A 26,049-nucleotide genomic window follows, 5' to 3' on the forward strand; every position below is an offset into this window, starting at 1 on the left:
AAATGTTAGATAATGACTGCGATAACCCGCAGGTTCCGCATTTCTTATTGTTCAGTTCCACCTTTGATCAGAACAAATTCCCCCAAAAAGTCAAACCCGGACTCATCGGGGGGATTTTTATCTGCCTGTAGGAGCAAACCAGCCGGTTCCGCATGTATTTATTCCCATTTCACAAAAGCCTCAAGCAAAATTGACAGCAGAATTCCCATCATCAGACCGTTAGATAATAGCGGGGAAATATAGACAGATAAATCCTGAAAGACAGCGGGATCTGTGTTCATGATGCTCACCCCGAGCAATAAAGGAGCTGCGATCCGGAAAATGGTTTTTGAGTCAAAGTTTGTTCCTTGAATGCTTTTAAGTGCTGTGCCGAAAAGCTGCAGATAAGCAACGAAGAGGACAGCGTTTCCGACTGTAATCGGAAGCGTGGCAAGAATGGCTACGAGCGGCGGGAAAATGCCCAAAAGGGTAATGAGAGCCCCGCCAATGAGAAAAGGCTTGCGCCTGAAAATTTGAGTGCTTTCTAGAAATCCGATTGTTGAAGTAAAAGGTGCATATGAAACAAGGCCAAGCAGGGAAGCACCTGCAGAATAGGAACCTGTTAAAAAAAACGATCTCCTGTAAGAAGCAGCATCAGGATGATCTTTGTAAAGCTTTGCAGCAGCCTGTATCGATGCAATCGTATTACTGAGGTTCATCATGCCTCCAAGAAAGGCAATCAGGATAATCCCCCATTCGAGATTTGGTTTTCCAAGCGGGAAGAAGATGGAGCCCTCCCCGTTAACTGCTTGCATGGACCCTTCCGAAGGAAATAAAAGCAAATACAGAATCCACCCGACGACAATTCCAAGGAGGATAGAAAAATTGCCCAGAAAAGTATTCCCCTTTATTTTTAACAAGCTGACGAAAAAAACAAGGGCAATGGAAAATAAACTTACAGCAGCATTTATTGTTCCATCCGGTTCTATTTTCAGCATTCCTTTGAAAAAGGTCAAAATTAATTGAAAAGCAAGCAGGAAAAGATACACACTGGCAACCATCGGTGTGAAAATCTTCTGCACGGCGGAAGTTAAGTTTAAAGCAGCAAGAACAATCGTTACTATTCCTGCAAGAAGTATTCCTGTAGCAATTCCTCCGCCAATTTGCGAAAAGCTCATGCCGAGTGAAGAGGCTGACATGCCGAGATTTAAAATCAGACCCCAAATAATCCCGGAATGTCCCTCCATTATAGGGTATCTGTGGCCAATCCACCCTTGAAGAAAGCATGCGAGACCTGTAAAAATCAGAGAGCTTCTGAGGGTTATGGCAATTTGATCTGGTGTAAGTTCAAATGCAGCGCCTACTGAAATAGGAACGACAATCGTATTTGCAAAGATAAAAAACAGCCACTGTATCGAGGCAAGCGGTGTTGTTAATCGGGATAATTTCATTATTTTTCACCTATTTCGATTATGCCTTAGAACAAAATGATAAGAAGAATATATTCTTAAAGGCTATATTTGGAAGACATGTGTAATATTTATGATCATAATAAACGATTCTGAATCAATCAATCCTTCTCATGATTTTAACAGACTAATTTCCCGTCTTCTTCTAGGTAGGTGAGTCGCCTATTGTTCACCTTGAGCTCCTCCCCATAAAGGCCAAAAACCACAAAAAGCATGATGATAAAAAAGATAACGGCAAATAAGAGTGTTTATGCAGCATGGTTTTCTCTCCATTTTTTTTTTCGTTTCCTATTATGCTATCATACGATTAAGTATATGGAAAATATTTATATAATGAACAAACTATACGAATTTAGTATACGAAAAAGGCAGGTTACATATGGATATCAGACAAATGAAGTATTTTATCGCCATTGCTGAAGAAGGCCAAATAACGGCGGCGGCCAATCGTTTGAGAATGGCACAGCCTCCTCTCAGTCAGCAGCTGAAAGCGATGGAAACAGAGCTTGGTTTACTCTTAGCGGAAAGAAAGGGGAAATCCCTTGAGCTTACTGATGCAGGACATAAGCTGTATCAGCATGCTCTTAAAATAACAGATGCCATGGAAGAAGCCGTGCTCGAAGTGAAAGAAACAGGATCAGGTAAAAAAGGAAAGCTTTCAATTGGAGTGAATACGTTATCGAATTATGACTTGCCGAAATTTTTAAAAACATTTCAAATAAGGTATCCAGGTGTATCTTATAAAATTCAGCAAAATGAATCCGCGCAGCTGTGCAAGCTTCTTAAAGAAAGAGTAATTGATCTCGCAATAGTGAGATTGCCGCTTGAACTTGATGAATTTGACGTGATTTCACTTAAACCGGAGCCTTTTTATTTCGTAACTGCTGAGTCATTTCATTCGATGTCATCTTCTGTTACGTTTGAGGAGCTTAGTGATGTTCCGCTCATTATCCCAAGTACAGAGGGGCTTGGTTTGTATAACAAACTTTCTTCTGCATTTACAAGCAGAGGGTTAAGTCCTGATATTATGTGCGAATGCTCTGATGTATCCATTCTTTTTGATTTGGTTTCCTCCAAATTCGGATCAACCATTGTCCCCGAAACAGTCGTGAAACTAAACTCGCTGAAAGATTTACATGTTTATCTTGTAAAAAACACAGAAGAGCTAGGGGAATCAGGTGTGATTTTCCTTAAAAATCACTACTTGCCAAAAACAGCTCAAAACTTCATTGAACTTGTACAAGGAGGGTAATAAGGCTAAACAAGAAACTAGGGGTTAAAAATGTTGTTTTAATAAAGATGTCTTTTAATTGCTAGTCAAGTTATTCCATTAAAGGCCAGATTGTTGAGGAATGTTTTCAATGTAATTGGAAATTTATGTTCTAATACAGAACAGAAATTGTGAAGATTTAAAATCGTAAGTTGACTATAGGTTCAAACAAAGGGGAGTCGGAGAATGTTTCCTATATTAGAAACAGAACGGTTAGTTTTGAGAGAGCTTATTGAATATGACGCATTAGATATATTTAATTGTTTCTCTAATGCAGATGTATTACGTTATTATGGACAAAATCCTTTAACAAGTCTTGATCAGGTGAAACAAATTGTCAGGAATTTTTCGAAGAATTACGATGAAAAACGTGGTATTAAATGGGGAATTGAAATGAAAGGTAAGGCTGGGATTATCGGGACAATTGGGTTTCAAGAGTGGTCTCCTGAACATAAGAGAGCAGAAATAAGCTATGCACTTTTTCCTGAACATTGGGGCAATGGATTTGCAACTGAAGCTGTTAGTAAAGTGATTTCCTATGGTTTTAAAGAGCTTGGTTTAATGCGTATTGGAGCAGTTGTTTTCGTTGAAAATAGAGCATCTAATAAGTTGTTAACAAAATTAGGCTTTATAAAAGAAGGAATTTTGAGAAATTATATGTATCAAAATGATATTCCGTTTGATACGAATATTTATTCTTTGTTAAAGTGAAAACCATTGTGAAATATCAAATTGTAAATCGAACAAGCGGGTGCGGTGCTTGAACAATGCATCGCCTTTTTTTATTTGATTAACGAAGTAGATTGTGAAGTAATGTATAGTATTTGAAGCCTATCAAAACATATTTTCTTAGCTCTGAGCAAAGATAACTTTATAACATAAAAGAAAAGGAACGGCACTCATTGCAAGAGACATCTATACTTGCAAAAAAGAAGGGGCAAAGCTGATGATAAAGCATAATTGGATGGAAGAACCACCTCAGAGTTAACAAAAAGCCGCTGGAATGCGGCTTTTATTATTGGAGTTTATTCTAAGCGAATCCTAAAAGGGTGCATTCTTCGTTCTGACATTGGAAAGAAGCTTTTTGACTGTTATTGGATAAAGCGGTTACAATAGTATCGTATATATACTGCTTCTTAATAGGAGAGGAAATATGAAATGAATCGAATACTAGCAGCTTTATTTTTATTAGCCAGTGTAATGCTTGCCTCGGCCTGCACGATGGACTCCGGTGATAACTCAGCTGAAGGTTCTTTAATGGTTAACGCTGATATAAGACTGCCTTCTGAAATCAGCAAAAATAAAGAAGAAACGCTCTCTGTCGCTGTAACACAAGGAGAAGATGCAGTAGATGATGCTTCCGGCGTGGAATTCGAAATATGGAAAGCTGAAAGTAAAGAAGATAGCGAAATGATCAAAGCGGTACATAAAGGCAAAGGCATCTATGAAATCAAGAAAACGTTCAGCGAAGATGGCATATATTTTGTTCAAACACATGTGACCGCCCGTGACATGCACGTTATGCCTAAAAAAGAATTCACAGTAGGGGAAGTTTCTGAAGAAAAAGCTGAAAAAGCGAAAGAACCTGAAAAAAGATGATCATAGTCATCACTAGGAGGCCAGGGCTGATGCTCTGGTCTCTTTTGTATTCTTAAAAAAGTTAAAAAGAGGCTTTTCGAGGTTAACCTTTTTATCATTCAACCATTACATAGAATTAATAATTATTTGCTACAATATTGCTAAGCAATATCGAAATCCGATATTAAGGAGGCGCATCTTATAATTGCGTGAATTCATTCTTGGAGCCATTAAAATTCACATTCTGTATCATGCGAAAATCGAGCCGATTTACGGTTCATTCATGATTGAGGAATTGCGCAGACACGGCTATGAAATTGGACCGGGCACTCTATACCCGTATCTGCACAACCTTGAGAAAGCAGGATTCCTTACTAGGGAAGATAAAAAAGAAAATGGGCGGATCCGCAAGTATTACAGCATAACAAAAGAAGGGGAGGAAGCATTGGAAAAATCAAAAGCGATGCTGAGAGAGCTTGCCAGAGAAGTCTTAAAGGAGGAATGGTGAAAAAATGTTTAAAACGTGGCTTGAAATCCTGCTTGTTTCTACTAAGCTTGGGCTGACGTCATTTGGCGGTCCTGTTGCACATTTAGGTTATTTCAGAGATGAATATGTAAAGAAGAGGAAGTGGCTTGACGAACGGGGCTATGCTGATTTAGTGGCCTTGTGCCAGTTCCTTCCGGGTCCGGCGAGCAGTCAGGTCGGAATCTCAATTGGTATAGTCCGGGGCGGCATGGTAGGAGGATTTTTATCATGGTTTGGATTTACGATTCCTTCTGTCATTGCCCTCATCTTATTTGCTTATTTTGTAACAGGCTTTCAGGCGGAAGATGCAGGATGGATCGATGGTCTGAAGATTGTTGCCGTGGCAGTTGTTGCGCAGGCCATTTTGGGCATGGGGAAAAATCTGACTCCGGACAGGCCAAGAATTACAATGGCCATTATTGCTGCTGTTTGTGCCCTTTTCTTTCCAACCGCACTTGGGCAAATCGCTATTATATTAATTGCAGGTGCTGCTGGATATATGATGTACAAAAATAAAGAGGTTTCAAAGGCAGAAAAGTTGAATCTATCCATAAGCAGAAAAACAGGTATCATAGCCTGGGTTTTATTTTTTGGGCTGCTGATTCTTCTTCCTGTGATCAGGCAAGTGTTCCCCTCTATATGGACGGCTATCTTTGATACCTTTTACCGTGTTGGTTCAATCGTATTTGGCGGGGGACATGTCGTGCTCCCGATGATTGAACGGGAAGTCGTGCCACAAGGATGGATAAGCGAAGAGATCTTCCTTGCCGGTTATGGAGCTGCACAGGCAGTACCGGGACCGCTGTTTACTTTTGCAAGTTATCTGGGTGCATCGATCAATGGTGTATCAGGTGCAATCGCTGCAACAGCAGCAATGTTTTTACCGTCGTTTCTGCTGGTCGTTGCCATGCTCCCGTTTTGGAATACGCTAAGAGAAAAAAGCAGCGTACAAGCCGCATTAATGGGAGTGAATGCTGCTGTTGTCGGTATTCTGCTTGCAGCGCTTTACAATCCGGTATGGACAAGTGCAATCAAAACGACCGGCGACTTTGCCCTCGCTTTAATAGCATTTGCGCTTCTTGTCTACTGGAAACTCCCGCCTTGGCTCGTGGTTCTTACAGGGGCTGCCGGGGGAGTTCTCATTCAATAACCTGGATAATAAATAGAAGAGAGAATAGTAGGAGAGGGATGATAATATGCAAGATTTAAAGTATCCTATTGGTCTTTTTTATGCACCTGAAAAAATAGAAACAATCCATTTGAAAGGCTGGCTCGATGAACTGGCTGCAGCGCCCTCAAGATTAAAAACAGCCGTTTTGGATTTATCAGATTCACAGCTGGATACGCCTTATCGCGAAGGAGGGTGGAGCGTGTGCCAGGTAGTTCATCATTTGGCAGACAGTCATATGAATGCTTATATAAGAATAAAACTTGCTTTAACAGAAGAGAACCCGGTTATTCGTCCATATGAGGAAAAGGCATGGGCAGAATTGGACGATTCAAAGCATGGGGAAATTGAGGTGTCGCTCGTATTGCTTGAGCATTTGCATAAACGCTTGGTCATGCTTGCATCGTCTCTCTCTGAATCTGATTTAAACAGGACATTTTATCACCCTGCGAATAAAACCTCCGCTACACTGGCTGAAACACTGGGTGTTTATGCGTGGCATGGGAATCATCATATTGCTCATATTGAGAGCCTTAGAAAAAGAATGGGCTGGTAAGTAAACAGGAGATCTTCACTGAGAGATCTCCTGTTTCATTAATAATGTAGATATGGGCTAAACGGGCGGTTCCGCATTTCTCATTGTCCAGCTCCACCGCCCAACCCCTCGGTCAGAACAGATTCCCCCAAAAAGTCAAACCCCGACTTTTCGGGTGAATCCTTATCTGCCTGTCGGGGCTAAACGGGCGGTTCCGCTTTTCTAGGCAGCAGGATCAACCTCAACTGCCTCATTTAACACTTCTTCAGGAATAGAGAAGTTCTCAAGCTCATTCATTTCTGAGAATTCAGATGTGATCGTTTGCTGCATTTCGATCTTCTGTTCATTTTCAGTAATGAACATTTTAATGTCCATTTTTAATGATTTGGGGAAATAGGTTTCTTTGTCAAGCGTGTACGTATAATCAATTTGCTCAATGTCCATTTGCTCCAATGCTGCCTTCATAGCAGGATCAGAGCCCATCATATTCCCTGTAAGACTCATCAGTTTTTCACCATTGCCTTTAACATTAAATATATATTCACTTTCGGTTTCTTCCATCTGGATATCATCTGCCATTTGTTCCAGCTGTTTGATTTGCTCAGCAGGAGTCATCGTTTTCTGCTGATTCATCATTTTACCCATGCCTGGTCCAGCCTGCTTCATTTTAACCCATCCGCCTGACTGCACATCTTTTATGTAAATGAATTCCTTATCCATATACATATCAATTGTATTCGTTTGTCCTTCAGCTTCCATTTGCATCGTTTGCTGCATGACAAGAGGCTCTACAATTGTTTTTGTCTGCATATCTGCATTTGTCTCCATCGTTCCTTCTTCAGATGTCATAATCATATTCAGTGTGCCGTCCATAGCGAAATTTTTAAGCTCAGCAGATTTTTCACTTGCAGCTGCCAATACTTCCTGAGATGTTGCATTTTTGTCAGTTTCACTTGTTTCTTTGGTTTCAGCAGTCTCTGAAGCTTTATTATCTTCTTTTTCTGTAGTAGCGGTGCTTTGACCGCATCCAGCTAAAAGCAATGCAAACAATAAACTGATAATCCATCCTGATTTTTTCAAAATTAACGAGCTCCTCTCCAATTTGATGAATCAAGGTGTACACTTTCTTAAACGATTAAAACTAAATAAAGTTTCACTTTTTTTCCATAACCCCTTATTTGTATTTGGGAAACATTTGAACTATTCCCTTTAGTATCCAATTTGAAACACTTTAAAAAAAATGACAAACAAAAAAGACCATTTTAAAATGGTCCTCTTTCTCTAAGCTTTTATTCAGATTCCCGCTTATAAAAGCAGCGATTCCTTTAATAAGCGTTAATGCCGTATTCCCGAGAGCTGCAATGCCTGAAGATTTATTTCCCTTTTTAAGAAGCTGAAAAAACGTCATATGCCCACCTGCCAAATCATGATTATTTTTCGGCTGTTACTATCCTTCAAACCTGCTGAAATTACTCAATTTCAATGTCAATATTCGTGTTTCGGATTGGATCGAGCCGCTCTTTCCGGAGAAGGTAAAGTCTGTAAGAATGGCTGCAGATGACCTTCAATATGGCGTAGGTCGGAACGGCAATAAGCATTCCAAGCAATCCGCCCATGCTTCCTGCAACAATCAGGAGCAAGATGATAGTTAAAGGGTGAATATCAAGTCTTTTGCCCATGATCAGCGGAGAAGAAATATTGCCGTCGATTTGCTGAATAATAATGACGACTATGAGTACTTGTACAACCATAATCGGTGAATCTAGGAAGCCTACAATTACAGCAGGGATTACTGCAATAAACGGTCCAAGGAATGGAATGACGTTTGTCAGCATCGCAAACATCGCAAGCAGAATGGAATAATCAAGTCCAATGATTAAGTAACCTATGTACATCATTACACCAACGATTAGACTGACAAGAGCCTGTCCCTGAATGTACGAGCTAAGGGCATGATCCATATCTTTTAAAATGAGCTTCGCTTCGTTTGCCTTTGAATAAGGCAAAAAGCGCAAAACTTGTTTTGGTGCATATTCACCATCTTTCAGCAAATAAAAAACAATAAACGGCACCGTTACAAAGATTGTTGCAATGCTTGTCAGAATGTCGATGAAATTAGAAACACGGCTGCCGATATTGCTTACATTCGACTGGAAATAATCTGTAACAGAAGCTGTCATCTTTTCAAATGTCAAAATATCATTCTGTTCAAACCGGGCAAACCATTTATTTTCTCTAAGAGCGAGAAGATTATCCTGCAGGGTTTGCACAATCTGAGGAAAGTTATTGATCAGCTCTTGAAATTGTTTCTGAATAACCGGTCCGATCAAGAATACGACCAATGTTCCAAGGCCAATAACGAGCAGATAAATAATGATGATTGAGATGGTATTCGGAACGCCTTTTCTTCCTAAAAATCGTACGATCGGACGAAGTAAATAAAAGATGATCCCTGAAACCAGAAACGGGAAAAATAGGGTCGTGAATATGATTTCAAGCGGTCTGAAAATGAAATCTACTTTAGTCGACAGGAGAATAATCGTTAAAAAGATAATGATTCCATAACCAATTTTAAAAATGCGGTCCTTCGGCAAATGACATGCACCACCTTTTGATGTATTTCTCACTTACATGAGTTTGCGGAGATTTGCCATATGTAGCTTTTCCCATAAGGGAAAAAAGTGAAACAAAGTGTTTTCATTATATCATGCCATAGCCCTGTCTCACTTACTCGTTACGATTACGCAGCAGGCTTCGCCATGACATTCCAGTATGAATCTGTTATTCCCAAAGTTTGTAATGTTTTTCAAGCTCATTAAGAGATAGTAAGTTTTTTTGCAGGGCTGCGGGACAAGAACGATTATATTTCATAATTTCTTCATTAATTTGCTCAGCTTCTGTTATACGTTTATCATCATCAGTGAGTTTCATCAATTTTTCTATGCGCTGCTTAATTTCTTTCTGCATTTTAATCCATGCAGGGAGGTAGTTTGCGTTTTTGACAATTTTCGTGAAAATATCCCCCTCCAGAGCGCTTTTTGGAAGTGGCTTACCCATGCCCGGCAATTTTTCAGCACCGCCTTTTTTTTCATAATCCTTATAAATAGAACTCATTAAATCTCTGTTAGATAAATCCTCATTGCTTTTCTTCAAAAAAAGTCCCCCTATTGTTCATTTATAAAGATAACTTCTTGATGAATTTGGAAAGTCCTGTAAGGGTTTTAGTCAAATTTATGAAAAAGAAAAACCTATCATAATAGATAGGCTTCAAGGGCGGTATTCAAGCTTTGAACATAGGTGACATCAGTTTATATTATTGTCTCACATTCATTCTAACATAAGTAAACCATTATATAGGAAGAAGAAACATCCATGGATATTCATTCCGAAAATCTTTTTCCTCAGGCCAATTCCTAGACGATAGGCTGAATACTGCGATAAAATAGACCTATTCCTCTATTTGGTCTCTTCAAAGCGTTGTGTCAAAATGAAACTATGAGGTGATGCAGTATTGGCGTTTTCTGTTGATCATATCATTTTAATTTTAGCTGTTCTTCTAACAATCGGTGTTATGACTGCAAAGTTTTCCTCTCGGCTTGGTTTGCCTTCCCTAGTTTTTTTTATTGTTGTCGGTATGGTGCTCAACAATTATATTTATTTTGATAATGCAAAGCTTGCCCAGTTATTTGGAATTATTGCCCTCGTGATTATTATTTTTGACGGGGGATTACAGACAAAATGGGTGGATGTCAAAAAAATTCTTGTGCCATCATCCATGCTTGCTACAATCGGCGTTTTTATTACGATGATCATAATCGGCGTATTTGCAAAATTCATTCTCGATTTAACCTGGCTTGAGGGGTTATTGTTTGGAGCAATCGTTGGATCAACTGATGCAGCAGCAGTGTTTGCTGTTCTCGGCAACAAAAACATCAGAAAGAAGTTGACGTCTACTCTGGAGGCTGAATCTGGTACGAATGATCCAATGGCCGTATTTCTGACAGTAACGATCATTCATCTGATTGGGCAGCCAGATACGAGTTTTATTGGACTTGTCTTAAGATTCTTCTGGGAGATGGGCTTTGGTCTTGCAGCAGGTTTACTCTTCGGAAAGCTTGCAGTGTGGACCATTAACAAAATAAATTTGGATTCATCCGGACTATATCCGGTTTTATCGCTTGCCTTTGCCATTTTAACTTACAGCTTAACCACGTTCGCACATGCAAGCGGACTCCTTGCTGTTTATGTCATGGCTGTCATAGTCGGAAATTCAGATTTAACCTACCGCCATTCCATCATTCGTTTTAATGAAGGCTTTGCATGGATGATGCAGATTTTAATGTTTATATTACTTGGTTTGCTTGTGTTCCCGAATCAGCTTTTGGACATCGTTTGGGAAGGTTTGCTTCTGTCAGTGATCTTAATGATAGTGGCGCGTCCAATAGGAGTCTTCATCAGCATGTTTGCATCTAAGTTTTCTGTAAAGGAAAAACTGTTTATTTCCTGGGCGGGATTAAGAGGAGCGGTTCCGATCGTTCTGGCTACTTATCCGATGCTTTCAGGACTTGAGAACAGTCAGCTGATCTTTAATGTCGTTTTCTTCGTTGTCCTGACTTCGGCGCTGCTTCAGGGTGCGACGCTTACCCCTCTTGCCAATAAGCTGAACCTGTCAGAAAGCAAGAAAAATTCAGTGCCTCATACCCTTGAATTAATCTCGATCGGCAAAACTAATAATGAGATGATTGAGCTTGAGGTTGGGGAAGGCGCCACTGTTTCAGGAAAAGAATTAAAAGACATTGAGCTGCCGAATGATGCTTTAATAACGGCTGTTATAAGAGATGAAAAACTTCACACTCCGAGAGGAGATACAAATATTTTTTCAGGTGATACCTTATATATTCTCGTCTCCAAGAAAAACCGGGAAAAGATTAAAACGATTTTTCAGGGAGAAAACGTGGAGAGTGCCAGTAATTTTGAATGAATATAGATGTAGAAAGCGATGCAGCACAAGCTGCATCGTTTTTTTTATTGGGTCATTTAAATTCATATCAAAACATTATTCTTGGTCATTTTACAAAATTCGAGCTTTTTTACTATATATTGTCAGGATTGATATATAATAACAGTTAGACAACCAGCAAAGCTGCTGAAAATGGCGTGACTGTGGAATGTACATGGGTTTTAGTTGAGCTCGGCGGAAAAAAGGTCTTGGTGGATCCGCTGAAAGTTGTCGGACCATAAACAGAGAACAAGGTTCCGCAATCCTTTTCTAATTTGGAGGGCTGTTATATGGAAGGGCTGCATATTTTTAAAAAGGGCAGTTACATCAATACGGTAAAACAGGAGTCGGCAGAATTAAGTCTGCTGCATAAAAATGAAGGAACAGAAATTCTCTTTCAAAGCATAGTGAAGGATCGCATGTTCTACATTTATCCAGGAGAAAAGAGAGACTCCTTTGAATTTTATTACATCATTAAAGGGGAAGTTCTCTTTGAGGAGAATAACGAAAGCAAAGTACTGAAGGAGAAAGATTATTTCTATGTTCAGGACTTGAAAAAACCAATCTTTTTTAAAGCTTTAACCGATTTAGAACTGCTTTGGTTTATTACAGAACCGGCATTTGATGATTTAAGCGACGAAATAGAGACATGGACAAGTATGGTACAAAAAGTAGAACAAAAGGATCGCTACACATATAATCACAGTATGCGGGTTCAGGAGTATTCCATTAAGATTGCCAAAGAGATGGGACTTGATAAGAAGAGGCTTGAGAATCTCTATGTTGCATCGCTTCTTCATGATATCGGGAAAATTAACGTAAGGGCTGAGATCTTAAATAAACCTGACAAACTGACTGATGAGGAATTTTCTATTATAAAGAAGCATCCCGCAGACGGAGCTGATATTTTAAAACATCAGAATGGTGTAAGTGATATCATTCTTCAGCATCATGAGAAATTAGATGGTTCAGGCTATCCTTTTGGACTGAAATCGGAAGAAATCCTGCTGGAATCAAAAATCGTGACAGTAAGTGATACATATGATGCAATGACACAGGATCGTGTTTACCGGAGTGCGCTTAGTAAAGCCGAAGCGGTACGGGAACTGAAGAAATGGAGCGGAATTCATTTTGATCAAGAGATCGTTAATACGTTCATTTCAATATTGAAAAAAGAAGGTAAAATTGACTAAGGCATCTTTCTATTTTAACGCTTATTATCTTAGTATAATGGAACATACTTAAAGATGAAGGCAGTGAGAAAATGGAGATTTCGGAAATACTTGTTTTTATAGAGGAGTATGGCTATCTTGCCCTGTTTGTAATGCTTTCTGCCGGAACCTTTTTTATTCCTCTTCCGAATGAAGTGATTGTTATGATGGGCGGATTTGCTTCATCTCATGGGATTCTGCACCCTGTACCTGCCTTTTTTTCATCCTATTTAGGGATCATGACGGCACTTACCTTCTGGTTTTTAGTTGGGAAAAGCTTTGGGGAACTGGCTCTGTCTTTTTTAATCAGAAGAAAAAGAGCGCAGCGCAGGTTTATCAAATTTCAGCAATTATTTGCAAGACATGGCGAGTATACATTAGGCATGACCTATTTTTTCCCACTGCTGCGGCATCTTGGTCCAGTCCTCGCAGGCATGAATAAATTAAAGTTCTGGAAATTTGCTCTGCTGGCATATGGTTCATCCTTTTTGTGGGCCATTCTCTTTTTTTGTATGGGCAATAAATTCGGCTCTTCCATTGTAGCAGTAAATGGGTATCTTACTAAATTTGGACCATTTTTTATCGGGGTTGGATGTATTCTTTTTTTGTCGATTATCTTTATTAGATATTACAGAAGAAAGAAATTGAGATCACACTAAAATGTATACATTGAAAAAGTCATTCAGGCAAGCAATCAAAGAAAGACAAAGACAATCAGCTTTTAAAATAACGATATTAAACAATTGCAGATAACTGCTGAAAAACTCGGGTCATTTTATTCCCGGGTTTTTTTATTAGAATTGAACATCCAAACAAAAGAATATACCGTTAGCTTTTTAAACAAACCTTTAAAAGACAGTGTTTAGAAAACTGTCGAATTTCGGCGAAGGGGAAGCTGACGGATCATGTTAAGATGAAATTAGAATGTAACGATAGAAAGGAATAATGATATGAAAAAGATGCTCTCTCTATTAGGAATGCTCGTTTTACTTATTTTGCCGAATACAGCTTTTGCTCATACACATATGACTTCTTCAACGCCTGAAGAAGGATCAACAGTAACGGAACCAATGAAAGAAATTGAGTTAACCTTTGATACAGCGATTGAGTCACTAAGTACGATTTCATTAACTAGAGATGGTGCTGAGGTTCCTCTGGACGTGAAGGCTGAAGGAGAAACACTTAAAGGTATTACATCAAGTGAACTCGAAAATGGATCATACACAGCTGACTGGAAAATTATTGGAGAAGATGGACATGAGATGGAAGGCACTCTCGCCTTTACGGTTCAGCAAGAGGTCAAGGAAGAAGAGCCTCAATCATCAAAAGAAGACGAATCTGCTGTAAATAAGGATAATCAGAAAGCTGATAATGAAAAGGCTGCAAAAACAGATGAAGAAACAGAAAATGCGGAATCAGAGCAGGCTAAGAACAGCCCGGTCATGACGATTATTCTTGTTGCTATTGGTGTCATTGCCGTTATTGGTATTGTTTTCTTAATGAAAAAGAAAGGCTGATCAGCATGGCTTATCTCATACCGATTGGAGAAGGGATCACGTATGTTCTCTTCTCTTTCTTAATTGGGCATGTTGTCCTGCAGTTTGTCAAAAAAGACAAGAAACCTGATATTCGAATTCCTAAACCATTTTTGCTTCTAACTGTTTTGCTGATCGTTGTTTTTTCATTTCTGCCGGTATTAAAAATTATCCTGAGTTTTTATCATATGGCCGGTCTCAGTCAAACGATACAATCGGTATTGGCTGATTTTCAGGCAGGTCAATCGTGGTTAATGACGGCAGCCGCCGCAGCATGTCTATGGATTGCCATTTATTTGGATGGTTCTAAATATTTTCAGGGTGGACTTTTACTTTTCATGATTGTAGCTTTGGGATATGCAAGCCATGCAGCATCATTATCCTTCTGGCCGGGGATCGCATCTCACAGCATTCATTTTCTTTCCGTCACATTGTGGACGGGAGTATTGCTTCATACAGCTTGGTTTTCAAAAAAAACAGTGAATTGGCAGGCTTTCCTAAGCTGGTTTACGCCGTTTGCGCTCGTATGTATGACAGTTTTGACTGCAAGCGGGCTGATCGTCATGACATTTGTCGTCGATCTGAATGATTACGTCCAATCATGGAGCTTATCTTATGGACAAGTGATTCTATTAAAACATATCAGTATAGTCCCGCTGCTGGTGTTTGCTTTTTTGAATGGCTTTGTAGGCAAAAGAGCCGGTCATATCCAGACTCTTGTCTGGGTAAGAGCTGAGAGCATTGTCGTCATGATCGTTTTCTTCTTAACAGGAGTATTAGGAACACAGGCTCCGCCGCATGATGTCAACACAACACTTCGTTCAGACGGTGCTTCGCCTTTATTTGAATTCATTAAAGGCTTAAAGATCGAGGCGCCAATTGAAATCGGATTTGCTTACTCACTGAATGGAATGCTGCTTTTTGTTTTTGAAGCCCTTTTTCTTGGCATGATCGTGATCAGTTTCATTAAAAAAAGAAATGCATATGCTGCTTGTGCATGTGCGGTATTATTCATTGTTTCAGCTTATCTTGCTTTCATGGCGATTGTTGCTGTGAGTTAATTAAGCGTGCCGAACATAAGACAACAGTCTAACGAGGATATATACTAAAGTAAAGGAGGGATTCTCATGCCGGAACATTCTTTTCATTTAAAAGCACATTGGCCGGGCCTAAGAAACGGCGTCGGGGAAATCGAAAGCGGGAATTTAAAGACACAGGTGTCGATTCCGCCGGAGATGGAAGGTCCTGGTGTAGGAACAAACCCTGACGAAATGCTCCTTGGAGCTGCTGCAACCTGCTATATCATCACACTTGCAGCTATGATGGAGCGCAGCCGATTGGAAAAAGAAGACCTTACCATGACATCAGAGGGAATCGTCGATGTCACAAAAGGTGTGATTACGTATAAAAAAATCATACATAGGCCTGTCATTGTGTTAAAAAGCACAGCAACTGTCAATGATGAAGAGCTTGCAAGAAAGCTTGCAGAGCGGGCAGAGAGCTCCTGTATGATCAGCCGTGCGATTAAAGGCAACGTTGAAATGGGTCTTGAAGTGAGCATTATTAAAAAAGCAGTCACCTCCTAGAGGCAACTGCTTTTTTTAGGGTTGAACACAAGATTCAAGTGTTGAAGTCAGATTTGTATCTTATATGCAGTTTTTCTGATTAAACGTGTAATTTCTTCTTCTTAAGCGTGGTAATAATGCTGTATGAAACTTCTTTCCACAGAGATTCGTCTTCTTTATACGATGCTGTTAAAGTCTGGATTATTTCTGCTTGCTTTACTTTGAAATCCGGGTGCTCTTTATCCGGCAGCGGTTTTTTTAAACGTTCAACGAGCTGCTGGATTTTTGGAGCCCGGGGTCCCCAGACAGCTTTTTCGTTTCCATCTTGATCGAAGAAGATAAAGATGGGGATCGCACGTGATGTACCGTTTGTTAAATATTGATCCATGAGCTCAAGGTTTGAGTCGCGCAGCAAAAAGCGGACGTCCATTCCTGCTTCTTCTGCAATTTTTAATAGAATAGGATTGTTCAGCATGGCATCTCCGCACCAGTCCTCAGTCAGGACAATGACGCGAAGGGATTGATTGCGGATGCTCTCAAGAATGGATACATCGTCTTCATCCAATGAAAACTTCTGATAGATAGTGTTCATTTCTTCTTTATTTACATTCATTTTTTCGATATATTCCTGTGCAGTTAATCCTTTAGCGAACCACGTATTTAGTGACATATTTAAGACCTCTCCCAGGGTTGATTTAATGATAACGGTATCAGAATCTCCTGTAAAAATCCAGAAAGTTGAACTCAGAATGTAAATTTACATGTTGTCTTTATAATGGAGCTCAGATTCATGTACAAGAATGACGCGTGAATAGCCTCTTGTTTTTAAAATCTCACAATATCCGCTTTCATATTTATGAACAATAGTATAGGTTTCATTTTGGTAAATAACGAGGTCATGCATTTTTCTGCCGCCCTTCAATTTGTTTTGTTACAGGAAAGACGAAGGAAATATCATCTAAGTTACCAGTTTTTATAAAATAATAGGGACCAAAAGACGTGAGGTTTTCGAATAGTTTAGTATAATAGTATTTTGTAATTACATAAGATATACAGAGTAAGGAGAGAAGTCCATGATTGAAAAATATATGACAACTGAAAGTTTAATTGAAATTGCTGTAAGCATAGGAATTTTCGTGCTGTTTATGGTCCTTCGAAAACTTTTTACGAAATACGTATTCAAAATGATTTTGAAGTTCAGCAACAAAACACCGACTGATATTTTCAGGAATGTCCTGGTTGCCTATGAAAAACCGCTGCGCATGTTTTTTATCCTGATCGGTTTATATTTGGCCATTCTGTATTCGCCTTTTTTAGATAACCAAAGGGACGTTCTTAGTCAATTTTATCGTTCTTCCATTGTGCTGACGCTTGCATGGGGTCTTTACAATCTAACGGCATCTTCCTCGCTCTTATTTGACAAAGTGAATCGCCGTTTTGAACTTGAGATGGATGACATTCTTGGCCCCTTTTTATCCAAGGTTATGCGCTTTCTTATCCTTGCCCTGACATTCAGCATCATTGCTCAGGAATTTCATTATGATGTAAATGGTTTTGTGGCAGGGCTCGGACTTGGAGGTCTTGCATTTGCCCTGGCAGCGAAAGAAACGATCGGAAACTTTTTTGGCGGAATTATTATCATTACAGAAAAGCCGTTTACGCTCGGCGACTGGATTAAGACGCCAAGCGTTGAAGGGGTTGTAGAGGATATCTCATTCAGAAGCACGAGAATCCGGACATTCCCTCAGGCGCTTGTAACCGTGCCAAACTCCACTCTTGCCAATGAACCCATTACAAACTGGACGAAAATGGGGAAAAGGCAAATCCAATTTACTATTGGAGTGACATATGACACAACAGAATCTCAGCTTAAAACATGTGTGAAGAGAATAGAACATATGCTGTCTGAGCACGATGGGATTCATGATGACACAATCAATGTCATCTTTAATGCTTTTGGTGACAGCAGCCTTGATATTTTCTTAAACTTCTTCACGAAAACAACGGCCTATGCTGATCATTTAAGTGTGAAGCAGGATATTAATTATAAGATCATGGCGATCCTTGAAGAAGAGGGCGTAGGTTTTGCATTCCCAAGCCGCACCATTTATGTGGAAGGCGCTAAGCAGGATGCATTTGAAAAAACAAAGCAGTACAGCTAGGAGCCGGTGTTAAGACACCGGTTTTTTTGTGCTCTCAAGTTTGATAAAATAACGATAGAAGATAAAGAGAGGAAGAAGTTTTTTGAAAAAAAGCACGATTTTATTTATTGGGGCAGGCCGAATGGCGGAATCCATCTTATCTGGACTTGTACAATCTCCAAACGTAAAAGACATTTATGTTTCGAATCATAGGAATAAGGAGAAGCTGATTTACCTTCAGAAAAAGTATCAGGTAATCCCTTCTTTAAATTGGAGGGAAGATATTGAAAAAGCGGATATGGTTGTTCTTGCAATGCCGCCAGAAGTTCATTTGAGTTTATTGCAGGATATGAATCCGTTCATTCATAATCATTTCGTTGTCACAATAGCTGCTGGGATAGGGCCTTCTTTCCTGGAAGAGCATCTGCCTGATAATACGCCGGCTGCATGGGTAATGCCTAATACTGCATCAGAAGTTGGCCAATCCATGTCACTTGTTTCATATGGAAAGGCTGTTCTTGATAATCATAAAAGCATGCTGAAGCAAGTGCTTGATGCCATTGGAGAAGCTGAGGAGTGTACAGAAGAACAGGTTCATCAATTAACAGCGATAACCGGAAGCGCCCCAGCCTTTCTATATGCATTTTCTGAGAGTCTGATTGAGCAGGCTGAGTCCTACGGCATCTCGCATGAAACGGCTGTCAGGCTTGTCTCGCAGATGATGGCCGGCTCATCTTCTATGCTGAAAGCAAAGCTTGCGCCAAAAGAACTTAGAGAGCAAGTGACAACACCGGGAGGAGCCACAGCTGAGGGAATGAAAGTCCTTCGAGAAGGCGGATTTGACGACTTAATAAAAAAAGCAGTCATTGCAACTAATAAAAAAGCAATAAGCAAATGGCAGGAATAAAGGAAAAAAAGGGAACGGTCAGGCGCGTTTCGAATTCTTAATGGTTGTTTCGCGCTTTCCCGTCCCGTTGCAGGCTGGGCATGCTTTTTTGAAAAATGGAAGCTTTGACCTGATCTTTCCTTTTCCGCTGCATTTTACACAAATATTAATCATTTTCATTCACATCACCGTCTGAATTTTCTTGCTATTTATTTTATCACAGAATATCAGCTTAGAGTTAGTGTCAATCACCCTGAATTAGGGTGTTTTTTTTGTAATCAGTCATTTCAGCGATAGTCTGCACCTATATTTAGTTATAGGAAAGGAAAAAATTGAGCATTGATGTCCAGCTCCAGCGCCTAATTCCCCGGTCAGATCGGCTCACCCAAAAAAGTTAAACCCGGACTTTTTCGGCCGGATCCTTATCTGTCTGTCGGAGCTTTCCAAGGCGCTAGAGCTTTTCTTATAGTATATAAACTAAATGAAAAAGAGTGACTAAAAGGAGGAGGATAAATGGAGCCCCATCAAATGTCCGTCATCAAACAGCACAAAAAGCTGCCAAAGGCTGAAATTGGCAAACGCATGGTGCTGATTTGTTTCGGTGCAGTATTGATGGCAATAGGTCTGGAAATTTTCCTCGTTCCTAATCGTGTGATAGATGGCGGGATAGTGGGAATTTCCATTATCCTTTCTCATCTGACGAAAGTTAAGCTTGGTATTTACTTGTTTTTTCTGAATGTGCCCTTTTTCTTCATTGGGTATAACCAGATTGGAAAGACGTTTGCTCTTTCCACTTTGTTAGGTGTAGGAGTTATGTCTTTTACGACGGCTTTGCTTCATCCTGTTCCTGTTTTGACGGAGGATCTCTTGCTTGCATCTGTGTTTGGCGGAATTATACTTGGCATCGGAGTCGGTCTGGTCATCAGGTACGGAGGATCACTTGACGGCACAGAAGTTCTGGCGATTTTATTTAATAAGCAATCTCCTTTTTCCGTCGGGGAGATTATCATGTTTTTTAACCTGTTTATTTTAGGAAGTGCCGGTTTTGTATTTGGCTGGGACCGGGCGATGTATTCTCTTATTGCTTATTTCATTGCTTATAAAACGATTGACGTGGTCGTACAGGGACTTGATGAATCGAAATCGGCATGGATTATAAGCGAGAATCCGGATGAGGTGGGTCAGGCAATCTTAGCCCGCCTCGGCCGCGGAGTTACGTACTTGAACGGCGAAGGAGCGTATACTGGCGATAATAAAAAGGTCATTTTTTGTGTGATTACAAGACTGGAAGAAGCGAAGTTAAAATCCATTGTTGAGGAATTAGATCCATCTGCTTTTTTAGCTGTTGCCAATATTACGGAAGTAAGAGGCGGCCGCTTTAAAAAGAAGAGTATCCATTAAAGACATATTTTTTAAAAATACTGCAGGATAACAAAAAAATTTACACTGGCAGCTAAGTAAAAAGACCCAAATTCTCTGTAAATTGTTAAATCGTGTCGCGCTGGACTCTTTCCATTACGAGAGTCGAAAATCTCCCTTAAAAGAACGATGTATTTTGCCCTTAACCTAGCTGGGATTCAAAAAAAAGTCAAATAAATAGGGATAAATCATTATTTACTAAATTTTCAGATTAATTATGATATCAATAAAGGAGGAGATAAAATGGGTAAAGGAAGAATTCGTGTGGAAGAAAGTATTAAAGTGCAGACAGATGAAGAAATGTACGAAGCAACTTTAATTGAAAAAGCGGAAGAGGAAGAAGTTAAACAGTAACCAGCCGTTTTAAGACACCGTGTGAATCCTTGATAATTTTGTCTCTAGTGAAAAAAGTATGGTTTTCTGGTGCTGGCCCTGATTGATGGATCAGAGATTTAAGAACGAAGCGAAGAAGAAAGTGAAATGTTTATTACTCTGATCCTAAAGCTGCAGCAATAAAAGCAGAACAGCAGACTCATCATTCAATCGGGATATGAACAACTTTCATGGACAATAAATGGGGAGACTATCTTAGCGGGCAGTCTCTTTTTTAATTAGAGAAAGTAAGTTCAAAATATACTGTTTGGGCAAATGAAAACGAGGGTACGATTCACCGTACCCTTCCTTTGACGGTGCCGAGCGGAATCTGATATTCTTCTGAAATTTTCTGCTGTGTGAAGCCTTTAAAATAAAAGAGCTCAATCATTTGCTGCTGTTCGCTTTTCAGCTTGGAAACAGCTTCTCTTAATATCTTACCCTGCTCAAGCCACTCTACTTCATATATTTACAGCAAAAAATAAACCGCCTGCAATAGACGGTTCATTGGTTTTGTTATATGTTACAGGTCATCAAATCCGTTGTCGATGGAGTTGACTTTCGTATACTGCCGTGATTTTTGCTCAAAGAAATCAGACTTTCCGAGATCTACTTCTTCATAAGCTTTAATCCACTTCAGCGGATTGGTCCGGTTTTCCTCAAATGGACGTTCAAAGCCCAGCTGATTGCACCTGACATTTGCATAAAATTTTATATAATCCTCAACGTCCTTCATATGAATTCCGTCTATTTTATTGCCTATGATAAAGCGTCCCCACTCAATTTCAAGAGCAGCAGCTTCCATAAAGGTTTCTTTGACAAAAGCTGCGAGTTCCTCTGTATGATATTCCGGGTACTCGCGCAGCACTTCTTTGAAGATTTTCACAAACAAATCTACGTGTATTTGTTCATCACGGTTAATGTAGTTAATCATCGTGCTTGTAGCGACCATTTTTTGATTGCGGGCAAGGTTGTAGAAATAAGCAAAACCTGAGTAAAAAAACAGACCTTCAAGAATGACATCATACACAATGGATTTAAGAAGATTGCTGACATTGGGCTCCTCGGCAAAGTCCTGATACCCATTCGTGACAAACTCGTTCCGCTTTCTTAAAATAGGTTCGCTTCTCCAATATTCAAATACTTCATCCTGCACGTGCTTCGGAACAATGCTTGACAGAACATAAGAGTATGAATGATTATGGATGACTTCCTGCTGTGCAAGCATAATCATCAATGCGTTAATGCTTGAATCTGTTATATATTCTGAGACCTTCCCCGCATAATCGGTCTGGATGCTGTCAAGCAGTGCCAGCAGACCGATGATTTTCAGAAAAGCATCCTGCTCTTCTTGTGATAATTGGGGGAACTGCTTAATATCGCCGGACATATTAATTTCAAATGGTGTCCAGAAGTTTGCCAGCATTTTTTTATATTTTGCGTAAGCCCAGGGATAGGAAACGTCGTCCCAATTCAATACATTGGAGCTGCTGCCGTTAATAATGGCTGTGGACCGGTTTGGTGCCCCGGCATCCATAATTGACCTTGCTTTCAATGAATGTGTCATGATTTTTCTCTCCTTTTAGCTCGCGCAAGACTCACAGTCTTCTATGGCACTTGAAGTAGACCGGACATAATAGGTGGTCTTTAAACCTGCCTTCCAGGCTGATAGGTGCAAGTTCAGCAATTCTTTTGCTTTTATCGTGTTCTGTACATAAAAATTAAACGAAACCGATTGATCAATATGCTTTTGTCTTGCGGCATTTTGCCTGATGCTCCACATTTGATCAATAAAATAAGCTGACTTGTAGTACCATGTGGTTTCGGCATTTAAATCTGGAGCAGTAACAGGTATTTTATAATCCTTTTTCTCTTCAGAGTACATTTTTTGGAAAATTGGATCGATGCTCGCTGTACTGCCTGCAAGAATGGAGGTTGAAGCATTTGGCGCCACCGCCATTAAGTAGCCGTTGCGAAGCCCTTTTTCCATTACCTGCTGTTTTAATTCATCCCATGGCATATTTTCAGATGTGTAATCTCTGCTTTCGAAATACTCTCCGGTATGCCATTTTGATCCCTCAAAAACTGGATAGGCTCCTTTTTCAGCAGCAAGCTTCATACTTGCCTGGATCGTGTAAAAGGCAATCTCTTCATATAATTTGTCAGCATACTGTACGGCTTCTTCGTCTTCCCATTTCAGACGTTTTAAAGCAAGCAGGTGATGCCATCCGAATGTTCCAAGGCCCACTGCGCGGTATTTCTGATTGGTGAGTTTAGCCTGCATCACAGGTATGTCATTCAGATCAATCACGTTATCGAGCATTCTGACCTGGATGGTAATAAGGCGCTCCAGCACTTCATCATCGGCAGCTCTTGCCAGATTAATAGATGACAGATTGCAGACAACAAAGTCTCCCGGCGTTTTAACGGTGATGATTTTGCCGTCTTCTGTGAATTGCTCATCCATAGTCGTTGCACTCTGATTCTGAGTGATTTCTGTACATAGATTGCTGCAATAGACCATGCCTTTATGTGAATTCGGATTGCTGCGGTTCACTTCATCACGATAAAACATGAATGGGGTGCCTGATTCAAGCTGGCCTTTCATGATGCCTTTCATAATTTCAATAGCAGGTACGGTTTGTTTAGATAGATAAGGATGATTGACGCATTCCCAATACTTATCGCGGAACGAGCCGAAGCCTTTTCCTTCATCGTAGAAATCTTCTAAGGAATACCCCATTACTTTACGGACTTCATGCGGATCAAATAAATGCCAGTCGCCGCGGTTTTCCGCCTGCTCCATGAAAAGATCCGGCAAGCAGACACCTGTAAATAAATCGTGAGTTCTTAAACGTTCGTCGCCATTATTCAGCTTTGAATCAAGGAATGAAAAGATATCTTTATGCCACACATCCAAATAGACAGCGATGGCTCCTTTTCTTTGACCGAGCTGATCTACGCTTACTGCCGTATTATTCAGCTGCTTCATCCATGGGATTACACCGGATGAGACCCCTTTAAAGCCTTTGATGTCACTTCCGCGGCTGCGGATTTTTCCTAAATAAACTCCGATGCCTCCGCCTGATTTTGAAAGATTTGCAATATCTGTATTGCTGTCAAAGATTCCTTGCAGACTATCATCTACTGTATCTATAAAACAGCTCGACAGCTGGCCAACAGGCTTGCCTGCATTTGAAAGCGTCGGTGTAGCAACGGTCATGTACAAATTGCTGAGTGCCCAGTATGCTTCTTTGACAAGCTGCAGACGATGCTCTGTCTTTTCATTGGCCATTAGTGTCATGGCAATGACCAGATAACGTTCCTGAGGCAGTTCAAATACTTTTTTATCAAAATCTCTTGCTAAATAGCGGTCAGACAGAGTGCGAAGTCCAATATATGTAAACAGCTTGTCTTTTTCCGGCTGAATGATGGAAGAGAGGCTTTCTATTTCTTCATGTGAATAAGCGTTAAGCAAATGCGGACTGTATATGCCCTTATCAGTGAGTGTTTTGATCAGGTTCAGAAACGAATCATATCCATTATGCTGATTGCGGTTGAATGCAGCTTCCTTATAAAGCTTTCTTAGATAAATGCGAGCACAAAAGTAAGTCCATTGAGGCTCAAGCTCACTAATATTGGAGAGGCCTTCGAGAATAAGGAGATTGGAGATTTGGGATGTTGTGTAATCATTTCGGCCTTCGATGCTTTGGATGATTCTTGTGCTGTAATCATCCAGGTCAAGCTCTTTGAAGTCGTGTCCGATTTCATCTATGAAGTTCTTAATCCGTTTTTCTGAAAATGGGGATTTTTCAAGTGTCAGTTCATTAAAAATAATAGTTGCCATTGTGGTTGCCATTTGACATCCTCCTAAAAAAATAATAAAAAAGCGCAAGCGCCCTTGTCAGCTCCTGGTTCTGAACGGGGAGCTGAATTTTTATGCCTAAAAAAATCCGCTCATGGGATCATGAGCGGATCAAACGATAGAATAAAAGGGTGCAAGCAGTCCTATTATTAACCATCGTTCCATCTCCTCAGTCCCCGAAGAATTCGAAACTATAAGCAATCAAATGGCAGGTCTCCTGACTTGTGATCATTCTGCGCTGAGTCCTTCCCATACTTAATCTTGTACAGTGGTAATCTCAGTTCGTCACACTTACAGTTGCGGGGACAGTTCCGGATTTGCACCGAATTCCCTTTTAAGCCAATAAATTGGCACCTTTGCTCGCTGTTGTTTTTCAATATGTAGTATTGTATTTTTCATTAAATATCAATATGTTGTGTTTTTGGCTAATTTCATCATAATGGACAGGAAAAGAAATTTCAACTGAAATCTGCTAAAAATTCAAATAAAAATGTAAAACCATTTTACAGACCAGCGTGTTTCATCATAACATAGGGAGAGGAAGTTTTTCATTCAATCTCATTTATTTGATCCGATTTATTTTTGAAAACAGCCTTCAATCTAAACAAAGGAGCCTTCATATGTACATACTTTTAAACGGTGAATTTAAACAGAAAAACGAAGTATCCATTGATTTTGAGGATAGAGGATATCAATTCGGGGATGGTGTGTACGAGGTTATCAGAATATATAATGGCTCATTTTTTGCGATGAAAGAGCACATGGAACGATTTGTAAGAAGTGCAAAAGAGATTAAAATTGTCCTGCAGAATACAGCAGAGGAATTAACGGCGATGCTGAATGAGCTGCTTAGCAAAAATCAAGTGCAGGATGGTGCGGTCTATATGCAAATCACACGGGGCGTAACAGGGAGGAAGCACCTTTTTCCAGGGCAAGACGTTAAGCCTCAAATTGTGGCCTATCCAATTCCCTGTTCAAAACCTGCAGCAGAGCAGGAAAAAGGAATTAAATTGCATTTGATGGAGGATGTCCGCTGGCTCCGATGTGACATTAAAAGTTTGAATTTGCTTGGGAATGTCCTTGCCAAGCAGGAAGCTTTTGAAAATGGGGCATATGAGGCTCTGCTGCACAGGGGCGAGCATATAACAGAAGGCTCTTCGTCAAATTTTTACGGAATAAGGAACGGTGTGATTTATACTCATCCTGCTAATAACTTGATTTTAAATGGCATCACACGAATGAAGGTTGTTGAGCTGTGTGAAAAAAACGGTTTAACGCTAATCGAAGAAATGATCAAAGCAGATGATCTTGTAAACCTTGATGAAGCGTTTATTACATCAACAACCAGTGAAGTCATTCCAGTTATTGAGATTGACTCAATGAAAGTCAGTGAGGGAGTACCGGGGCCGGTTACGAGAGAACTTCAGCGATTGTTTGAGGAAATGATAGATTAAGCAAAAGTTCAAATCATTATAAAAAAAGGAAAGAGCCATAGCTCTTTCCTTTCAGACTGTCGACAAATCCCCCCTTT

The 26,049-nt window shown here is 40.0% G+C and carries 26 protein-coding genes, 1 pseudogene and 1 riboswitch; of the genes and pseudogenes, 17 read left to right on the forward strand and 10 right to left on the reverse strand.

The genetic code is table 11. The annotated features are described in order from the left end of the window. Window positions 1–158: 158 nt before the first annotated feature. On the reverse strand, window positions 159–1,430 hold the full coding sequence (locus LIT25_04260; protein ID USK34583.1) for a uracil/xanthine transporter: 1,272 nt from the start codon (window positions 1,428–1,430) through the stop codon (window positions 159–161). Between the two features lie 397 nt (window positions 1,431–1,827). Here LIT25_04260 and LIT25_04265 point away from each other — a divergent pair, with 397 nt between their 5' ends. From LIT25_04265 to bstA, 6 genes are all read left to right on the forward strand, one after another. Next, window positions 1,828–2,700: a LysR family transcriptional regulator gene (locus LIT25_04265; GenBank protein USK34584.1), complete on the forward strand. Its 873-nt coding sequence runs from the start codon at window positions 1,828–1,830 to the stop codon at window positions 2,698–2,700. 204 nt (window positions 2,701–2,904) lie between these two features. Then, window positions 2,905–3,429 (forward strand): GNAT family N-acetyltransferase, encoded by a 525-nt coding sequence (locus tag LIT25_04270; protein ID USK34585.1) that lies wholly within the window; start codon window positions 2,905–2,907, stop codon window positions 3,427–3,429. Window positions 3,430–3,876: 447 nt separating this feature from the next. Continuing rightward, window positions 3,877–4,317, forward strand: a complete 441-nt coding sequence (locus tag LIT25_04275) for a FixH family protein (GenBank protein ID USK34586.1) — start codon at window positions 3,877–3,879, stop codon at window positions 4,315–4,317. 184 nt (window positions 4,318–4,501) lie between these two features. Further along, window positions 4,502–4,804 carry a PadR family transcriptional regulator gene (locus LIT25_04280; protein ID USK34587.1) on the forward strand — a complete coding sequence of 101 codons (303 nt, stop codon included), beginning with the start codon at window positions 4,502–4,504 and terminating at the stop codon, window positions 4,802–4,804. Window positions 4,805–4,808: 4 nt separating this feature from the next. Then, window positions 4,809–5,972: a chromate efflux transporter gene (chrA, locus tag LIT25_04285; GenBank protein ID USK34588.1), complete on the forward strand. Its 1,164-nt coding sequence runs from the start codon at window positions 4,809–4,811 to the stop codon at window positions 5,970–5,972. A gap of 46 nt (window positions 5,973–6,018) precedes the next feature. Beyond that, window positions 6,019–6,546 (forward strand): bacillithiol transferase BstA, encoded by a 528-nt coding sequence (gene bstA / locus LIT25_04290; GenBank protein ID USK34589.1) that lies wholly within the window; start codon window positions 6,019–6,021, stop codon window positions 6,544–6,546. A gap of 201 nt (window positions 6,547–6,747) precedes the next feature. Here bstA and LIT25_04295 read toward each other — a convergent pair whose 3' ends face one another. The 4 genes and pseudogenes from LIT25_04295 to LIT25_04310 all read right to left on the reverse strand — a co-directional run bounded on the left by LIT25_04295 (window position 6,748) and on the right by LIT25_04310 (window position 9,678). Next, window positions 6,748–7,605 carry a hypothetical protein gene (locus tag LIT25_04295; GenBank protein USK34590.1) on the reverse strand — a complete coding sequence of 286 codons (858 nt, stop codon included), beginning with the start codon at window positions 7,603–7,605 and terminating at the stop codon, window positions 6,748–6,750. A gap of 217 nt (window positions 7,606–7,822) precedes the next feature. Further along, window positions 7,823–7,933 (reverse strand): annotated as a pseudogene (locus LIT25_04300) (cation transporter). A 61-nt stretch (window positions 7,934–7,994) separates the two neighbouring features. Next, on the reverse strand, window positions 7,995–9,119 hold the full coding sequence (locus LIT25_04305; protein USK34591.1) for an AI-2E family transporter: 1,125 nt from the start codon (window positions 9,117–9,119) through the stop codon (window positions 7,995–7,997). 187 nt (window positions 9,120–9,306) lie between these two features. Continuing rightward, the gene (locus tag LIT25_04310) at window positions 9,307–9,678 is read right to left on the reverse strand and encodes a DUF1992 domain-containing protein (GenBank protein ID USK34592.1); all 372 of its coding nucleotides are present in this window, start codon (window positions 9,676–9,678) and stop codon (window positions 9,307–9,309) included. A gap of 358 nt (window positions 9,679–10,036) precedes the next feature. Here LIT25_04310 and LIT25_04315 point away from each other — a divergent pair, with 358 nt between their 5' ends. The 6 genes from LIT25_04315 to LIT25_04340 all read left to right on the forward strand — a co-directional run bounded on the left by LIT25_04315 (window position 10,037) and on the right by LIT25_04340 (window position 15,856). Continuing rightward, entirely contained in the window at window positions 10,037–11,506 is a 1,470-nt protein-coding gene (locus LIT25_04315; protein USK34593.1) for a potassium/proton antiporter, read from the forward strand. Between the two features lie 308 nt (window positions 11,507–11,814). Continuing rightward, on the forward strand, window positions 11,815–12,717 hold the full coding sequence (locus tag LIT25_04320; protein ID USK34594.1) for an HD-GYP domain-containing protein: 903 nt from the start codon (window positions 11,815–11,817) through the stop codon (window positions 12,715–12,717). A 71-nt stretch (window positions 12,718–12,788) separates the two neighbouring features. After that, the gene (locus tag LIT25_04325; protein USK34595.1) at window positions 12,789–13,394 is read left to right on the forward strand and encodes a DedA family protein; all 606 of its coding nucleotides are present in this window, start codon (window positions 12,789–12,791) and stop codon (window positions 13,392–13,394) included. A 291-nt stretch (window positions 13,395–13,685) separates the two neighbouring features. Next, a complete protein-coding gene (locus LIT25_04330; protein ID USK34596.1) occupies window positions 13,686–14,252 on the forward strand; it encodes a copper resistance protein CopC in 567 nt (188 codons plus the stop codon). A 5-nt stretch (window positions 14,253–14,257) separates the two neighbouring features. Then, window positions 14,258–15,331: a hypothetical protein gene (locus tag LIT25_04335; protein USK34597.1), complete on the forward strand. Its 1,074-nt coding sequence runs from the start codon at window positions 14,258–14,260 to the stop codon at window positions 15,329–15,331. 66 nt (window positions 15,332–15,397) lie between these two features. Further along, the gene (locus LIT25_04340) at window positions 15,398–15,856 is read left to right on the forward strand and encodes an OsmC family protein (GenBank protein ID USK34598.1); all 459 of its coding nucleotides are present in this window, start codon (window positions 15,398–15,400) and stop codon (window positions 15,854–15,856) included. Window positions 15,857–15,935: 79 nt separating this feature from the next. On the opposite strand, the gene LIT25_04345 is transcribed toward LIT25_04340, so the two are convergent. Beyond that, on the reverse strand, window positions 15,936–16,505 hold the full coding sequence (locus LIT25_04345; protein USK34599.1) for a thioredoxin family protein: 570 nt from the start codon (window positions 16,503–16,505) through the stop codon (window positions 15,936–15,938). Between the two features lie 87 nt (window positions 16,506–16,592). Next, complete coding sequence (locus LIT25_04350; protein USK34600.1) at window positions 16,593–16,739, reverse strand: hypothetical protein; 147 nt, start codon at window positions 16,737–16,739, stop codon at window positions 16,593–16,595. A gap of 169 nt (window positions 16,740–16,908) precedes the next feature. On the opposite strand from LIT25_04350, the gene LIT25_04355 reads away from it, so the two are divergent. The 4 genes from LIT25_04355 to LIT25_04370 all read left to right on the forward strand — a co-directional run bounded on the left by LIT25_04355 (window position 16,909) and on the right by LIT25_04370 (window position 20,635). Then, window positions 16,909–17,997, forward strand: a complete 1,089-nt coding sequence (locus tag LIT25_04355) for a mechanosensitive ion channel family protein (GenBank protein ID USK34601.1) — start codon at window positions 16,909–16,911, stop codon at window positions 17,995–17,997. A gap of 82 nt (window positions 17,998–18,079) precedes the next feature. Next, complete coding sequence (gene proC / locus LIT25_04360) at window positions 18,080–18,883, forward strand: pyrroline-5-carboxylate reductase (GenBank protein USK34602.1); 804 nt, start codon at window positions 18,080–18,082, stop codon at window positions 18,881–18,883. Between the two features lie 492 nt (window positions 18,884–19,375). After that, window positions 19,376–20,263, forward strand: coding sequence for a YitT family protein (locus LIT25_04365; protein USK34603.1), 888 nt, complete (start codon window positions 19,376–19,378; stop codon window positions 20,261–20,263). Between the two features lie 261 nt (window positions 20,264–20,524). After that, window positions 20,525–20,635 carry a YhdX family protein gene (locus LIT25_04370; GenBank protein USK34604.1) on the forward strand — a complete coding sequence of 37 codons (111 nt, stop codon included), beginning with the start codon at window positions 20,525–20,527 and terminating at the stop codon, window positions 20,633–20,635. A 313-nt stretch (window positions 20,636–20,948) separates the two neighbouring features. Here the strand turns inward: LIT25_04370 and LIT25_04375 are convergent, their stop codons facing one another. The 3 genes from LIT25_04375 to LIT25_04385 form a co-directional block, all read right to left on the reverse strand. After that, window positions 20,949–21,089, reverse strand: coding sequence for a hypothetical protein (locus LIT25_04375; protein ID USK36157.1), 141 nt, complete (start codon window positions 21,087–21,089; stop codon window positions 20,949–20,951). A gap of 87 nt (window positions 21,090–21,176) precedes the next feature. Continuing rightward, window positions 21,177–22,220 (reverse strand): ribonucleotide-diphosphate reductase subunit beta, encoded by a 1,044-nt coding sequence (locus LIT25_04380; protein ID USK34605.1) that lies wholly within the window; start codon window positions 22,218–22,220, stop codon window positions 21,177–21,179. Window positions 22,221–22,235: 15 nt separating this feature from the next. Then, window positions 22,236–24,512, reverse strand: coding sequence for a ribonucleoside-diphosphate reductase subunit alpha (locus LIT25_04385; protein USK34606.1), 2,277 nt, complete (start codon window positions 24,510–24,512; stop codon window positions 22,236–22,238). A gap of 195 nt (window positions 24,513–24,707) precedes the next feature. Next, a riboswitch (cobalamin riboswitch) is annotated at window positions 24,708–24,891 on the reverse strand. A 247-nt stretch (window positions 24,892–25,138) separates the two neighbouring features. On the opposite strand from LIT25_04385, the gene dat reads away from it, so the two are divergent. Then, entirely contained in the window at window positions 25,139–25,972 is an 834-nt protein-coding gene (gene dat, locus LIT25_04390) for a D-amino-acid transaminase (GenBank protein ID USK34607.1), read from the forward strand. The last annotated feature ends 77 nt before the right edge of the window (window positions 25,973–26,049 follow it).

This window comes from Bacillus sp. F19, from assembly GCA_023823795.1.
Lineage (GTDB): Bacteria > Bacillota > Bacilli > Bacillales > Bacillaceae > Bacillus_P.

Coding starts and splice junctions, on each gene's coding strand:
- LIT25_04275 (USK34586.1), top strand. CDS start 3,877: ATGAATCGAATACTAGCAGCTTTATTTTTATTAGCCAGTGTAATGCTT.
- LIT25_04340 (USK34598.1), top strand. CDS start 15,398: ATGCCGGAACATTCTTTTCATTTAAAAGCACATTGGCCGGGCCTAAGA.
- LIT25_04370 (USK34604.1), top strand. CDS start 20,525: ATGGGTAAAGGAAGAATTCGTGTGGAAGAAAGTATTAAAGTGCAGACA.
- LIT25_04345 (USK34599.1), bottom strand. CDS start 16,505: ATGTCACTAAATACGTGGTTCGCTAAAGGATTAACTGCACAGGAATAT.
- LIT25_04380 (USK34605.1), bottom strand. CDS start 22,220: ATGACACATTCATTGAAAGCAAGGTCAATTATGGATGCCGGGGCACCA.
- chrA (USK34588.1), top strand. CDS start 4,809: ATGTTTAAAACGTGGCTTGAAATCCTGCTTGTTTCTACTAAGCTTGGG.
- LIT25_04330 (USK34596.1), top strand. CDS start 13,686: ATGAAAAAGATGCTCTCTCTATTAGGAATGCTCGTTTTACTTATTTTG.
- LIT25_04350 (USK34600.1), bottom strand. CDS start 16,739: ATGCATGACCTCGTTATTTACCAAAATGAAACCTATACTATTGTTCAT.
- LIT25_04385 (USK34606.1), bottom strand. CDS start 24,512: ATGGCAACCACAATGGCAACTATTATTTTTAATGAACTGACACTTGAA.
- LIT25_04365 (USK34603.1), top strand. CDS start 19,376: ATGGAGCCCCATCAAATGTCCGTCATCAAACAGCACAAAAAGCTGCCA.
- LIT25_04320 (USK34594.1), top strand. CDS start 11,815: ATGGAAGGGCTGCATATTTTTAAAAAGGGCAGTTACATCAATACGGTA.
- LIT25_04270 (USK34585.1), top strand. CDS start 2,905: ATGTTTCCTATATTAGAAACAGAACGGTTAGTTTTGAGAGAGCTTATT.
- LIT25_04355 (USK34601.1), top strand. CDS start 16,909: ATGATTGAAAAATATATGACAACTGAAAGTTTAATTGAAATTGCTGTA.
- LIT25_04325 (USK34595.1), top strand. CDS start 12,789: ATGGAGATTTCGGAAATACTTGTTTTTATAGAGGAGTATGGCTATCTT.
- LIT25_04265 (USK34584.1), top strand. CDS start 1,828: ATGGATATCAGACAAATGAAGTATTTTATCGCCATTGCTGAAGAAGGC.
- LIT25_04335 (USK34597.1), top strand. CDS start 14,258: ATGGCTTATCTCATACCGATTGGAGAAGGGATCACGTATGTTCTCTTC.
- bstA (USK34589.1), top strand. CDS start 6,019: ATGCAAGATTTAAAGTATCCTATTGGTCTTTTTTATGCACCTGAAAAA.
- LIT25_04260 (USK34583.1), bottom strand. CDS start 1,430: ATGAAATTATCCCGATTAACAACACCGCTTGCCTCGATACAGTGGCTG.
- dat (USK34607.1), top strand. CDS start 25,139: ATGTACATACTTTTAAACGGTGAATTTAAACAGAAAAACGAAGTATCC.